Origin of the sequence: Tepidimonas sp., from assembly GCF_036825565.1 — a bacterium.
Lineage (GTDB): Bacteria > Pseudomonadota > Gammaproteobacteria > Burkholderiales > Burkholderiaceae_C > Tepidimonas.
Map to the genome: position 1 here is coordinate 1 of NZ_DAISXZ010000064.1, position 13402 is coordinate 13402.

At 68.6% G+C, this 13402-nt stretch carries 11 protein-coding genes; 10 read left to right on the forward strand and 1 reads right to left on the reverse strand.

Annotated features, from left to right (window positions below; genetic code table 11):
• Window positions 1-5 precede the first annotated feature (5 nt).
• Window positions 6-1328, forward strand: a complete 1323-nt coding sequence (locus V7026_RS08950; RefSeq protein ID WP_334155052.1) for an NAD(P)/FAD-dependent oxidoreductase — start codon at window positions 6-8, stop codon at window positions 1326-1328.
• Between the two features lie 24 nt (window positions 1329-1352).
• On the opposite strand, the gene pdxR is transcribed toward V7026_RS08950, so the two are convergent.
• Complete coding sequence (pdxR, locus tag V7026_RS08955) at window positions 1353-2834, reverse strand: MocR-like pyridoxine biosynthesis transcription factor PdxR (RefSeq protein ID WP_443082335.1); 1482 nt, start codon at window positions 2832-2834, stop codon at window positions 1353-1355.
• Between the two features lie 124 nt (window positions 2835-2958).
• On the opposite strand from pdxR, the gene V7026_RS08960 reads away from it, so the two are divergent.
• The 9 genes from V7026_RS08960 to V7026_RS09000 all read left to right on the forward strand — a co-directional run bounded on the left by V7026_RS08960 (window position 2959) and on the right by V7026_RS09000 (window position 13313).
• Window positions 2959-3774 carry a gamma-glutamyl-gamma-aminobutyrate hydrolase family protein gene (locus V7026_RS08960; RefSeq protein ID WP_334155043.1) on the forward strand — a complete coding sequence of 272 codons (816 nt, stop codon included), beginning with the start codon at window positions 2959-2961 and terminating at the stop codon, window positions 3772-3774.
• Window positions 3775-3899: 125 nt separating this feature from the next.
• Window positions 3900-5270, forward strand: a complete 1371-nt coding sequence (locus V7026_RS08965; protein WP_334155044.1) for a glutamine synthetase family protein — start codon at window positions 3900-3902, stop codon at window positions 5268-5270.
• A gap of 29 nt (window positions 5271-5299) precedes the next feature.
• The gene (locus V7026_RS08970) at window positions 5300-6715 is read left to right on the forward strand and encodes an aspartate aminotransferase family protein (RefSeq protein WP_334155045.1); all 1416 of its coding nucleotides are present in this window, start codon (window positions 5300-5302) and stop codon (window positions 6713-6715) included.
• Window positions 6716-6843: 128 nt separating this feature from the next.
• On the forward strand, window positions 6844-8010 hold the full coding sequence (locus V7026_RS08975) for an extracellular solute-binding protein (protein ID WP_334155046.1): 1167 nt from the start codon (window positions 6844-6846) through the stop codon (window positions 8008-8010).
• A gap of 117 nt (window positions 8011-8127) precedes the next feature.
• Window positions 8128-9243 (forward strand): ABC transporter ATP-binding protein, encoded by a 1116-nt coding sequence (locus tag V7026_RS08980; RefSeq protein WP_334155047.1) that lies wholly within the window; start codon window positions 8128-8130, stop codon window positions 9241-9243.
• Window positions 9244-9267: 24 nt separating this feature from the next.
• Window positions 9268-10197: an ABC transporter permease gene (locus V7026_RS08985; protein ID WP_334155048.1), complete on the forward strand. Its 930-nt coding sequence runs from the start codon at window positions 9268-9270 to the stop codon at window positions 10195-10197.
• Window positions 10198-10215: 18 nt separating this feature from the next.
• A complete protein-coding gene (locus V7026_RS08990; protein ID WP_334155049.1) occupies window positions 10216-11076 on the forward strand; it encodes an ABC transporter permease in 861 nt (286 codons plus the stop codon).
• A 31-nt stretch (window positions 11077-11107) separates the two neighbouring features.
• Window positions 11108-12589: an aldehyde dehydrogenase gene (locus V7026_RS08995; protein ID WP_334155050.1), complete on the forward strand. Its 1482-nt coding sequence runs from the start codon at window positions 11108-11110 to the stop codon at window positions 12587-12589.
• Between the two features lie 370 nt (window positions 12590-12959).
• Complete coding sequence (locus V7026_RS09000) at window positions 12960-13313, forward strand: hypothetical protein (protein WP_334155051.1); 354 nt, start codon at window positions 12960-12962, stop codon at window positions 13311-13313.
• Window positions 13314-13402: the final 89 nt, after the last annotated feature.

The window sequence follows — 13402 nt, forward strand, 5'->3', positions numbered from 1 at the left end:
CCCCCATGCTGCGCCCCTCCTTGCTGCGTTCCGACACCCAGCTCCACACCGACAGCTACTACGAAGCCAGCGTGGTGCGACCACCGGCACAGCCCGCGCTGGTCGGCCGCCAGCGTGCCGATGTGGTGGTGGTGGGCGGGGGCTTCGCCGGCCTGAGCGCGGCGCTGGAACTGGCGCAGCGCGGGCGCCGCGTGGTCCTGCTGGAGGCCGATCGCATCGGCGCCGGCGCCAGCGGGCGCAACGGCGGCCAGGCCATCGTCGGCTACGCCTGCGGTATGGGCGTGTTCGAGAGCCAGCTCGGGCGGGCTGCGGCCCGCGCAGCCTGGGACTGGTCGCTGGAAGCGGTGCGCTTGATCGACGAGCGCATCGCGCGCCACGGCATCGATTGCGACCGCGAGCACGGCTACCTTTACGTCGCCGATCGCCCGCGCAAGGCCCGCGCGCTGCGCGCCGAGATGGAGGCGCTGGCGCGCGACTACGGGCTGGCCACGACCTGGGCCGATGGGGCCGAGGTGCGCCGCTACATCGACAGCCCGCGCTACCTCGCTGTGGCGTACGAGACCGTCTCCGGCCACCTGCACCCGCTCAAATACGCGCTGGGGCTGGCGCGCGCGGCCCAGTCGACCGGGGCGGTGCTGCACGAACACAGCCCCGTGCGTCGGCTGCAGTGCCACGCCGACGGCGTGGCGGCCCACACCGATGCGGGTGTGGTGGAGGCGGAGTTCGTCGTCGTCGCCGGCAACTGCACCCTGCCCGAACACGGCCCCGGGGTGCTGGCCGACATCCACCCGCGCATCATGCCGGTGGGCACCTACATCCTGGCGACCGAGCGGCTGCCGCGCGCGCTGGCCGCATCCCTGATCCCGGGCCGCGCGGCCGTGTGCGACAACAATGTGGTGCTGGATTACTTCCGCCTCAGCGCCGACGACCGGTTGCTGTTTGGCGGGCGTGTCAGCTACACCACCATGACGCCGCCGCGCCTGCGCGAGACGCTGCACCAGCGCCTGCTGGCGGTGTTTCCGCAACTGGCGGGCACGCCCACGGCCCACCTGTGGGGGGGCTTCGTGGATATCACCATGAACCGCGCCCCCGACTTCGGCCGCGTGGGGCAGCGGGTGTACTACCTGCAGGGCTTTAGCGGCCACGGCGTGGCGCTGACCGGCCTGGCCGGTCGCCTGGTGGCCGAGGCGATCGCGGTGCAGTCCGAGCGCTTCGATCTGTTCGCGCGGCTGCGCCACCACGCTTTTCCGGGCGGGCCGTGGTTGCGCACCCCGGTGCTGGCGCTCGGCATGGCTTGGCACCGCTGGCGCGATGCGCTGGGGGGATGAGCGCGGGCGCCCTCCGCGCAGCGGTCAGCGCAGCGCGCGGCGCACCGCCGCCACGACGCGGCGCGCGCTCGGTTCGATCTGCGCCGGCTGGGCATAGCCATAGCCGATCAGCAGCCCGCGCAGGTCGCGCCGCTGCAGGCAGTAGGCCGACAGAGGCCGCACCGAGATGCCCTCGGCCGCCAGGGCGTCCGCCACGGCGCGGTCGTCCACCGTCAGCGGCAGCCGTAGGCACAGGTGCAGCCCCTGGGCCGCGCCGGTGATGTGCACGCCCTCGGCATCCAGCAGCGGGGCCAGCGCGTGCAGCAACTGCGCGCGCCGGCCGGCGTAGGTTTGGCGCGTGCGCCGCAGCGCGGCGGCGAAGTGGCCCATTTCGATGAACTCCGCCAGTGCCGCTTGCAGAGGCAGTTGGCCCGGGCGGTGCAGGTCGTAGTGCGCTTGGCGAAACGCCTCCACCAGGCCGCGCGGGGCCACCAGATAGCCCAGCTTCAGCCCCGGATACAGCACCTTGGAAAAGGTGCCCAGGTAACAGACCCGGCCGTCGTCGTCCAGTCCGGCGAGCGACGCGATCGGCGCGCCGTCGAAGCGAAACTCGCTGTCGTAGTCGTCCTCCAGCACCCAGGCATCGGCGCGCGCGGCCTGCGCCAACAGCGCACGCCGGCGCACCAGCGACATCACCGCTCCCGTCGGATACTGGTGCGACGGGGTGACGTAGATCAGCCGGGGCGTGGCGTCGGCCGTCGCCGGGGGGGCCAACCCCTCGCCGTCCACCGGGATGGGCTGCAGCCGCAGCCCGCAGGCGGTAAAGGCCTTGATCGCACCCCAGTAGGCCGGGTCTTCGATCCACACCGCGTCGCCCGCATCGGCCAGCAGCCGTGCGCACAGCTCCAGCGACTGCTGCGTGCCGGTGGTGATGAGCACCTGCTCCGGGTCCAGCCGCACGCTGCGCGAGACGCGCAGATAGTCGGCCACCGCACGCCGCAGCGGACCGTAACCGCCCGAGGTGGTGTAGTCCAGCATCTCGGGCCGCGCGCTGCGCCAGTGCCGGTTTTGCAGCCGTTGCCACAGCGCCACCGGAAAGGCGCTGAAGTCCGCCGTCCCGGGTGTGAAGGGCTGGATCTCCAGCTCCCGCGCGCCGTAGTGCTCGGCCAGCACCCGCCCGCGCGCCGACAGGCCCGGCAGCCGCGTGGCGGCAGCCGTCCCCCCGCGCCGGGCGAGGGGGACGGTTTGCGGCAGTTGGTCGTGCACATAAGTGCCGCTGCCCACCCGACTGACCAGATAACCCTCGGCTCCCAGTTGCTCCAGCGCCGCCACCACGGTATTGCGCGACAGCCGCAGGTCCTGCGCCAGTTCGCGGCTGGAGGGCAGACGGTCGCCCGCGGACAACCGCCCGTCCAGCATGGCGCGGCGCAGCGCCTCGTACAGCCGCCGGTTCAGCGGCAGTCCGCCGCCTGGGCCGGCCGGGCCGTCGGGGCGCGCCATTTCGGTCAGCAAAAAATCGGCCAGCAGGGCAGAGGATTGGGTCATACGAAAACGTCCTGACACCGGCGTTGCGCCCGGTCAATTGGCCCCATGCCGTGGGGTCAAATGGCACCCATTGTGCACCCAATCGGCCGCCAGAATGGCTCCGAACATGCTTGCCTTCCCGTCCACCCCCCTCGTCTGGATGCCGGCGGACCACCGCCTCCTCGGCGACCACGACCACGCGATGCCGTTTTTGCTGCTGGGCGACAAATACGCTCGCGCGGTCAAGGTGGGCGCGCGGGCTCAGCCGGTCATGTTTCCGCTGGCGGATGCCGCCGACGTCCCGGCGCTGTTGGCCGGCGTGGACGGGGTCGTTCTGACCGGCTCGCCGTCCAACGTGCACCCGCGCCACTTCGGCGAGGCCGTGGCCGATCCAGCGCTGCCGCTGGACGAGGCGCGCGACGAGGTCACCCTGGCCGTGGTGCGCCACGCGCTGGCCGGGGGCATCCCGCTGCTGGGTATCTGCCGCGGCTTTCAAGAGATCAACGTCGCCCTCGGCGGCAGCCTGCACCAGGCGGTCCATGCTCTGCCCGGGCATTTGGATCACCGCGAGCCCAAAGCCGCCCCGCTCGACGAACAGTACGGCCCGCGCCACGAGGTGACGCTGCAGCCCGACAGCGTGCTGCACCGGCTGGCGGGTGGCGCCCCCACCGTGCGCGTCAATTCCTTGCACGGGCAGGGCATCCGCCGTTTGGCGCCGGGCCTGCGGGCCGTGGCCCATGCGCCCGATGGGCTGATCGAGGCCGTCGAATTCGATCACGCGCACGCCTTTGCGCTGGCCGTCCAGTGGCACCCCGAGTGGCGCTGCTGGGACGACCCGCTGTCCAGTGCCATCTTCCGCGCCTTTGGCGAGGCGCTGCGCCAGCGCCGCGCGCGCCGCGAGGCCGATGCACGCGCCTTTGCCGCCGCGCCCGAACTCCCCTAGGCTGTTCCCTGGGCCCGGTTCTGGTTTTCGGCCATGCTTGAGGCCAGAATGACCGGGCAACCCCCCGCGGGCACCGCAGGCCCTGCCGGCCGTGGTGCCGCCCCCCCCGGGCAACGGAGCAACCCATGAGCAGTTCCAAAGACCTCAAGTCCTTCAACGATCTCGAGCAGTGGCTCAATGAGCGGCGCGTCACCGAAGTCGAGTGCCTGGTCCCCGACCTGACCGGCGTGGCGCGCGGCAAGATCCTGCCGCGCGAGAAATTCACCGAAGACCGCGGCATGCGCCTGCCCCAGGCCATCGTGGCCATGAGCGTGACCGGCGAGCAGCCCAAGAGCGGGCCGTACTACGACGTCATCGAGCCCACCGACCGCGACATGCAGCTGCGCCCGGACCCGACCACGGCGCGCATCGTGCCGTGGGCCAGCGACCCTACCGCGCAGGTCATCCACGACTGCTTCGACCACAGCGGCAAGCTCATCCCTTACGCGCCGCGCAGCGTGCTGCGCCACGTCTGCGGCCTGTACGAGGCGATGGGCCTGGAGCCGGTCGTCGCGCCCGAGCTGGAGTTCTACCTCACCGCGCGCAACACCGATCCCAACACCCTGCTGCACCCGCCCATTGGCCGCAGCGGACGCGCCGAAACCTCGCGCCAGGCCTACTCCATCGACGCGGTCAACGAGTTCGATCCCCTGTTCGAGGAGATCTACGACTACTGCGACAAGATGGAGCTCAACGTCGACACCCTGATCCACGAGGTCGGCGCTGGGCAGATGGAGATCAACTTCTTCCACTCCCACCCGCTGGCGTTGGCGGACGAGGTGTTCCTGTTCAAGCGCACCGTGCGCGAGGCCGCTCTGCGCCACGACATGTACGCCACCTTCATGGCCAAGCCCATCGCGGGCGAGCCGGGCAGCGCGATGCACATCCATCAAAGCATCGTGGACAAGGCCACGGGGCGCAACATCTTCAGCAACGAAGATGGCAGCGCGTCCGAGGCCTTTGGCCACTATATCGGCGGGCTGCAGCGCTACATCCCGGCAGCGATGGCGCTGGTGGCGCCCTACGTCAACAGCTACCGGCGGCTGGCGCGCCACACCGCCGCGCCGATCAACATCGAGTGGGGCCATGACAACCGCACGGTCGGCATCCGCTCGCCGATCGCGCCGCCGCAGGCGCGCCGCATCGAGAACCGCGTCATCGGCGCCGACGCCAACCCCTACGTCGCCATGGCCATGACGCTGGCCTGTGGTTACCTTGGCCTGGTCAACAAGATCAAGCCCAAGCCCGAGATGCGCGGCGACGCCTACCTGTCCGCTTACGCGCTGCCGCGCAGCCTGGGCGAGGCGCTGGACTGGCTGCGCCGCGAGCCCGACCTGCACCATGTGCTGGGTGAGGAGTTCATCACGATTTACACCGAGATCAAGGAACTCGAGTTCGAGGAGTTCATGAAAGTGATCTCGCCCTGGGAGCGTGAGCACCTGCTGCTGCACGTCTGACCGCACCGCCCATCCCGAGGAGTCCTCCCATGAACGCCCCCGCCGACCGCCTGCCCCAGCCCAGCGTGCACACCCGCGAGCTGCAGGCGCTGGACAGCGCACATTTTTTGCATCCCTTCACCGACCACCAGGCGCTGGCGGCCAAGGGCGCGCGCGTCATCACCCGCGCCGAGGGCATCTATATCTGGGACTCCGAGGGCCACCGCATCCTGGATGGCATGAGCGGCCTGTGGTGCGTCAACGCGGGCTACGGCCGGCGCCCGCTGGCCGAGGCCGCCTATCGCCAGATGCTGGAGCTGCCGTTCTACAACACCTTTTTCCAGACCACCACCGAGCCGGCGGTGCGGCTGGCGGCGCGCCTGTCCGAACTCGCCCCACCGGTGGACGGGCGGCGGTTTTCGCACGTCTTCTTCACCAGCAGCGGCTCGGAGGCCAACGACACCAATGTGCGCCTGGTGCGCCGCTACTGGGATCTGATGGGCCAGCCGCAGCGCAAGGTCATCATCAGCCGCTGGAACGCCTACCACGGCTCCACCGTCGCCGCGGCGTCGCTGGGCGGCATGGGGGGCATGCACGAACAGGGCGACCTGCCCATCCCCGGCATCGTCCACATCCAGCAGCCCTACTACTGGGATCTGCGCGCGCCGGGCGAGACGCCGGCCGAGTTTGGCGTGCGCGCCGCGCGCTGGCTGGAGGAAAAAATCCTGGAGGTCGGCCCGGACAAGGTCGCGGCCTTCATCGCCGAGCCGGTGCAGGGCGCCGGCGGCGTCATCATCCCGCCCGAGACCTACTGGCCCGAAATCCAGCGCATCGTCGACCGCTACGGCATCCTGCTCATCTCCGACGAAGTCATCTGCGCCTTTGGCCGCCTGGGCCACTGGTTTGCCTACGAGCGCTTTGGCACCCGGCCCGATCTGGTGACGTTTGCCAAGGCGGTCACCAGCGGTTACATCCCGCTGGGGGGGGTGCTGGTCAACGAGCGCATCGCCCGCGTGCTGCACAGCGGCGGCGAGTTCACCCATGGCTACACCTACAGCGGCCACCCGGTGGCCTGCGCGGTGGGGCTGGCCAATCTGGACCTCATGGCCGCCGAGGCGCTGCCCCAGCGCGTGCGCGAGGACACCGGCCCCTACCTGGTGCAGCGCTTTGCCGAGCTGACCGACCACCCGCTGGTGGGCGTGGCCGAGACCTGCGGCCTGGTGGCGGGGCTCATCCTGGTGCGGGACAAGGCGACGCTGGCGCGCTTCCCCGAAGAGTGGGCCGTGGGCATGACCTGCCGCGGTCACTGCTTCGACACGGGGGTCGTCATGCGCGCCGTCGGTGACCGCATGATCATCGCCCCGCCGCTGGTCATGACCCGCGCCGATATCGACGAGATGATCCGCCTCGTCCGCACCGCGCTCGACGCCACGCTGGCAGATTTGCGACGGCAAGGCAAAACCTGAGCGGGGGGTGTCCTAGAATCCCATGCGAGCATTCAGGGGCGTCGTGGTGGGTCACGTCCGCACCGGCCTGTTTGTTGCTTGGCAATCGTTCACCGTTTACCCCTCAAACTCTTGACTGGAGTGTGGACATGAAAAAGCGCTTGTTGGCCCTGGCCCTGGCAGCCGCGTTCGTCGCCGGCTGCGGCAAGAAGGAAGAGCCCGTCGCTCAGCCCGCCCCGGCGCCGGCACCCGCCGTGGCGCAGGCCCCGGCTGGCCCGGTGCTCGACGACGAGAAGGTGCTCAACATCTACAACTGGCCGGACTACATCCCGGACGGCATGCTGGAGGCCTTCGAGAAGGAAACCGGCATCAAGGTCAACTACGACACCTTCGAGACCAACGAGGCGCTGCATGCCAAGCTGGTGGCCGGCAACACCGGCTATGACATCGTCGTGCCGGGCAGCGTGTTCGCCAAGTCGCAAATCGAAGCCGGCCTGTTCCAGCCGTTGGACAAAGCCAAGATCCCCAACTACGGCAACCTCGACGCCGGTGTCTTGAAGGTGCTGGACAAGGTGGACCCGGGCAACCAGCACCTCGTGCCCTGGGCGTGGAGCTTCACCACCGTCGGCGTCAACAAGACCAAGCTGGCCAAGGCGCTGGGCAACATGCCCATGCCCGACAACGCCTGGGACCTGGTGTTCGACCCCAAGTACACCGCCAAGGTCAAGTCCTGCGGCATCGCCTACCTGGATTCGCCGACCGAGATCATCCCGGTGGCGCTGCACTACATCGGCAAAGACGCCTACTCCAACGACCCGGCCGACTACAAGGCGGCGGTGGACATGCTGCTGAAGGTGCGCAAAGACATCCGCATCTTCAGCTCGACGATGATCGATGACGTCGCCAGCGGCAAGGCGTGCGCGGTCATCGGCTGGGCCGGCGACATCAACATCGCCGCTGCCCGTGCGGCCGAGACCGGCTCCAAGGACGAGATCGTCGCGCTGCTGCCCTCCACCGGCGCGCTGGCGTTCTTCGACACGATGGCCGTTCTGAAGGACGCCAAGCACCCGAACAACGCGCACGCGTTCATCAACTTCTTCTCGCGCCCGGAAAACGCCGCCGCGATGGCCAACGAGATGGGCTACAACACCGGCAACACTAAGGGCCGCGACCAGATGAAGCCGGAGGTGGTCAACAATCCGTCGATCTTCCCGCCGACCGACTACATGCCCAAGCTGATCCAGCCGAGCAGCTACACCAACGAGGCGCGCGAGGCGATGGCCTCGGCCTACAACGCGTTCAAGCGCGGCAAGTGATGCCGGGCGGTGTCCTCCCGCACCGCCGATGAGCCCGGGCTGTTCGTGCCACCGTGTATGAACAGCCCGTTTTATTTGTCCGTCGGCCCCGGCCGACCTGCAGGAGTGTGATCCGTCATGGCTGAAGCTCCCCGTGCTCCAGGCGAGCAGGAGAACTATCTGGTCACCGAAAAACTCGTCAAACGCTTTGACGAGGCGGTGGCGGTCGACGAGGTGTCGCTGTCCGTGCGCAAGGGCGAGATCTTTGCGCTGCTGGGCAGCTCGGGGTGTGGCAAGTCCACCCTGTTGCGCATGCTGGCGGGCTTCGAGACGCCGACCTCGGGCCGCATCCTGCTCGGGGGGCAGGACGTGGCGGGCCTGCCACCCTACGAGCGGCCGGTCAACATGATGTTCCAGAGCTATGCGCTCTTTCCGCACCTGGACATCTGGGAGAACATCGCCTTCGGCCTCAAGCGCGAAGGTCTGCCCAAGGCCGAAGTCGCCAAGCGCGTGGACGACATGCTGGCGTTGGTGCAGCTCACGCCCTATGCGCGGCGCAAGCCGCACCAGCTCTCGGGCGGGCAGCAGCAGCGCGTGGCGCTGGCGCGCAGTCTGGCCAAGCGGCCCAAGCTGCTGCTGCTGGACGAACCCCTGGGCGCGCTGGACAAAAAGCTGCGCGAGCAGACGCAATTCGAGCTGGTCAACATCATCGAGCAGGTCGGGGTGACCTGCGTCATGGTGACGCACGACCAGGAAGAGGCGATGACCATGGCCAGCCGCATCGCCGTCATGAGCAAGGGCCGCGTGTTGCAAGTCGGCACGCCGCAGGAAATGTACGAGTACCCGGCCAACCGGTTCGTCGCCGACTTCATCGGCAGCGTCAACCTGTTCGACGGCACGCTGGCGGTGGACCAGCCGGACCACTGCGCGATCGACGCGCCGATCGGCCGCATCCACGTCGGCTACGGCACCACCGGCACCGTGGGCATGCCGCTGAGCGTGGCGGTGCGCCCGGAGAAGATCGACATCGCCAAGACCCGCCCGGAGGGCGTGGCCTGCAACCTGTTCCGGGGCCACGTCAAGGAGATCGCCTACTTCGGCTCCTACAACGCCTACATCGTCGTGACACCGCAGGGGTACAAGGTGCGCATCACCGAGGCCAACACCTCGCGCCACGACCTGTCGGACATCACCTGGGACGACGAAGTCTGGTTCTGGTGGAGCGACACCGCCGGTGTCGTGCTGCGCGACTGAGGGCACCCATCCCGGAGAACCGCCATGGTCCGAAACCCCGCCTCGTCGCTGCTGTCCGTGCCCGGACGCCGCTTCGTCATCGCCGTGCCGTTCGGCTGGCTGACGGTGTTCTTCTTCCTGCCCTTCCTGATTCTGTTGTACATCAGCTTCGTGGACATGGGCACGGGGATCGACCCCTTCCAGCCCCTGTGGGATGCCACGGCCGGCGTGCTGCGCCTGAAGTACGAGAACTACTGGACCATCTTCAAGGCCGAGTGGGACGGCCCGCTGTTCCAGACGCTCTACACCGAGGCCTACGTCCGCTCGTTGCTGTACGCGGCCATAACCGCCACGCTCTGTTTGATCATCGGCTATCCGTTCGCCTACTTCATCGCGCGCAGCCCCGCCTCGGTGCGCCCGGCCCTGCTGCTGATGGTGATGCTGCCGTTTTGGACCTCGTTCCTGCTGCGCGTCTATGCGTGGAAGGGGATTCTGGCCGATGCCGGCATCCTCAACCGCGTGTTGATGGCGCTGGGTGTGATCGACGAGCCGCTGCACATGCTCTACACCAACGTGTCGATGCTGGTGGGCATGACCTACGTCTATCTGCCCTTCATGGTCCTGCCGCTGTACGCCAACCTGGTCAAACTCGACTGGCGGCTGCTGGAGGCGGCCTACGACCTCGGCGCCACGCCCTGGCGCGCCTTCTGGCTGGTGACGGTGCCGCTGTCCAAGGCCGGCATCATCGCCGGCTTCATGCTGGTGTTCATCCCGTCGGTGGGCGAGTTCGTCATCCCCTCGCTGCTGGGTGGCCCGGAAAACCTGATGATCGGCCGCGTGGTGTGGGACGAAATGTTCGCCGCCAACAACTGGCCGCGCGCCGCCGCACTCGCCGTGGTGATGATCGGGCTGATCGTCGTGCCGCTGGCCATCTACTACCGCAACAGCGGCGAGCGCGCCGCGGGGCAGTCCTGAGGACTGGGGGGCCACACCATGGGCAACATCCTCACGCGCCACTTTGGCAAGGGCTGGCTGCTGCTGGTCTATGCGTTTCTGTACGCGCCGCTGCTGTTCATGATCGTGTTTTCGTTCAACAGCACGCGCCAGGACGCGGTGTTCACCGGCTTTTCGCTGCGCTGGTACCAGGCGTTGCTGGACGACAGCAAGATCGTCAACGGCTTTATCGTGTCGCTGAAGGTGGCGCTGACCACCGGCGTGCTGTCGGCCGTGCTGGGCACCTTTGCCGCCTTCGTGCTGGTGCGCTACCGGCGCTTCTGGGGGCGCACCGTGTTCTCGGGCATGGTCAACGCGCCGCTGGTCATGCCGGAGGTCATCATCGGCCTGTCGCTGCTGCTGCTGATGGTGGGGGCGCAAAATGTCTTCGGCTGGCCGCAGCGCGGCATGCTGACGATCATCCTGGGCCACACGCTGATGGGCATGGCCTACGCGATGGTGGTGGTCCAGTCGCGCTTGCTGGAGATGGACCGCCGCATCGAGGAGGCGGCGATGGACCTGGGCGCACGGCCGCACCAGGTGTTTTTCCTGGTGACGCTGCCCAACATTGCGCAGGCGGTGTTGGCGGCGTTTTTGCTGTCGTTCACCCTGTCGTTCGACGACGTGGTGATCTCCGAGTTCCTCTCGGGCCCCGGCGTCAACACACTGCCGCAGGTGATCTTCGGCTACGCGCGCCGCGGCATCAACCCCACCATTTACGCTGCCGCCACCATCCTGATCGTCGTCGTCACCACCGTCATCGTCGGTTACGCCGTGTGGGTGGCGCGCGCCACGCGCCGGCGCGAGCGCGAGATCGCCGCCGCCGCGCGGGCCGAGGCCAAGACGCTGGGCGTGCGCTGACGGGATTGCTCCGCCCTTTGCGAGGATGACCATGACCCCCGAAACCCCGTCCCTGACCCTGGATGGCCGTGCCTTCATCGACGGTCGCCGCGTCGAGGCGGCCGATGGCCGCACCTTCGACTGCCACTCGCCCGTGGATGGCCGGCTGCTGACAGCCGTGGCGCGCGGCGGACCCGCCGATATCGACGCCGCGGTGGCCGCCGCACGCGCGGCGTTCGAGGACCGGCGCTGGGCGGGCAAACCCCCGGCGGCGCGCAAGCGTGTGCTCATCCGCTTTGCGGAGCTGATCCTGGCCCACGGCGACGAGCTGGCGCTGACCGAGACGCTGGACATGGGCAAGCCCCTGCGCTACGCCAAGGGTGTGGATGTCAACAGCAGCGCCAACTGCATCCGCTGGTACGGCGAGGCGGTGGACAAGGTCTATGACGAGATCGCGCCCACGCCCGACACGGCGCTGGCGCTGATCACGCGCGAGCCGGTCGGCGTGGTGGGGGTGATCGTGCCGTGGAACTACCCCATGATCATGGCGGCGTGGAAGATCGCGCCCGCCCTGGCCGCGGGCAACTCGGTCGTGCTCAAGCCCAGCGAAAAGTCGCCGCTGACGGCGCTGCGGCTGGCCGAGCTGGCGCTGGAAGCGGGCATTCCGCCGGGCGTGTTCAACGTCGTGCCGGGCTACGGGCCCGAGGCGGGCAGCGCGCTGGCGCTGCACATGGACGTGGACTGCGTTGCCTTTACCGGCAGCACGCGCGTGGGCAAGCAGATCCACGTGATGGCCGGGCAGAGCAACCTCAAGCGCGCCTGGACCGAGCTGGGCGGCAAGTCGCCCAACATCGTGTTTGCCGACTGCCCGGATTTGGATCGGGCGGTCGAGGCGGCCGTGGGCAGCATCTTTTTCAACCAGGGCGAGAGCTGCAACGCGCCCTCGCGCCTGTTCGTCGAGGCGTCCATCAGGGACGCCTTCCTGGAAAAAGCCCTGGCGCTAGTGCCCCGCTACCAACCCGCCAATCCGCTGGACATGAACACCGTCATGGGCGCGATCGTGGACCGCATCCAGCTCGACACCGTGCTGCGCTACATCGAGCAGGGCCAGGCCGAGGGTGCCCGGCTGCTCGCCGGCGGGCAGGCCGTGGAGCCGGTGCCTGGCGGCTGCTATGTGCAGCCGACCATCTTCGACGGCGTGACCAACGACATGACCATCGCACGCGAGGAGATCTTCGGCCCGGTGCTGTCGGTGATCGCCTTCACCGATGCGGCGGATGTGGTCCGCCAGGCCAACGCCAATATCTACGGCCTGCAGGCGGCGGTGTGGACGCGCGACCTGAACAAGGCGCACGGCGTGGCGCGGGCCCTGCGCGCGGGTACGGTGCACGTCAACCAGTACGACGAAGACGACATTACCGTGCCGTTTGGCGGCTTCAAGCAAAGCGGGGTGGGGCGCGATAAGTCGCTGCACGCCCTCGACAAATATACCGAGCTCAAGACGACCTGGATTCGCATCGACAGCCCGGTGTGACCGTGGACCGCGACGCTGCGCTGCTTGCCACGGTCGAGCGGCTGTCCGCGCAAGGCATCCACTCGATCCTGGCCACGTTTACCGACCTGCTGGGTGCGCCCAGGGGCAAAATCGTGCCGCTGGCGGCTTTGCCCAAATGGGTGCGGGAGGTGGCCGGTTTTGCCGGCCCCAGATGCTGGGGCACAGGCCTGTCCCGTCTGGGGCCGCGCAGCGGGTATTTTGGCCGCGTGCAGCCCGACAGCCTGCGCCCGTTGCCCTTCATGCCTGGGGTGGCGCACGCCGTTTGCGATGGCCATACGGGGGGCGAACCGCTGGAGACCTGTTCGCGTCAGGTGCTGCGCCGGCAGTTGGATCGGCTGCGCGCGCGGCCTTGGGCGCGCTGGGTTTCGAGATCGAGCAGATCGACCACGAGGACGCCAACGGCCAGTATGAGATCAACTACCGCCACGACGAGGCGTTGGCAGCGGCCGACCGCTACCAGCTCTTCAAACTGACCGCGCATGCGGTGGCGGATCGGCACGGCTTCGTCTTCAGCACCATGCCCAAGCCGCTGGCCAACGCCCCCGGCAGCGGGCTGCACTTTCACCTGAGTTTGACGGATGCCGAAGCGCGGGCGCTGATGGCCGATCCCGCGGCGCCGCTGGGTCTGAGCCCGCTGGGGGGCGCGCTACGCCGAGGCGCCCTGACCTTGACGTCGTCCGCGGCTCAAGCGGCGAACGGGTAGTCGGTGTGCCCGCCTTGGCAGCGCGTAGCCGTGTCCGTCGATGCCGCCGGTGCCGCTATCATGCGCCCGCGCATGAACACCCCACCCAC

Excerpts from the sequence above, each read along its gene's own strand:
- V7026_RS08995 (WP_334155050.1), top strand. The coding sequence starts at position 11,108 with ATGACCCCCGAAACCCCGTCCCTGACCCTGGATGGCCGTGCCTTCATC.
- V7026_RS08990 (WP_334155049.1), top strand. The coding sequence starts at position 10,216 with ATGGGCAACATCCTCACGCGCCACTTTGGCAAGGGCTGGCTGCTGCTG.
- V7026_RS08970 (WP_334155045.1), top strand. The coding sequence starts at position 5,300 with ATGAACGCCCCCGCCGACCGCCTGCCCCAGCCCAGCGTGCACACCCGC.
- V7026_RS08960 (WP_334155043.1), top strand. The coding sequence starts at position 2,959 with ATGCTTGCCTTCCCGTCCACCCCCCTCGTCTGGATGCCGGCGGACCAC.
- V7026_RS08980 (WP_334155047.1), top strand. The coding sequence starts at position 8,128 with ATGGCTGAAGCTCCCCGTGCTCCAGGCGAGCAGGAGAACTATCTGGTC.
- V7026_RS08965 (WP_334155044.1), top strand. The coding sequence starts at position 3,900 with ATGAGCAGTTCCAAAGACCTCAAGTCCTTCAACGATCTCGAGCAGTGG.
- V7026_RS08950 (WP_334155052.1), top strand. The coding sequence starts at position 6 with ATGCTGCGCCCCTCCTTGCTGCGTTCCGACACCCAGCTCCACACCGAC.
- V7026_RS08985 (WP_334155048.1), top strand. The coding sequence starts at position 9,268 with ATGGTCCGAAACCCCGCCTCGTCGCTGCTGTCCGTGCCCGGACGCCGC.
- V7026_RS08975 (WP_334155046.1), top strand. The coding sequence starts at position 6,844 with ATGAAAAAGCGCTTGTTGGCCCTGGCCCTGGCAGCCGCGTTCGTCGCC.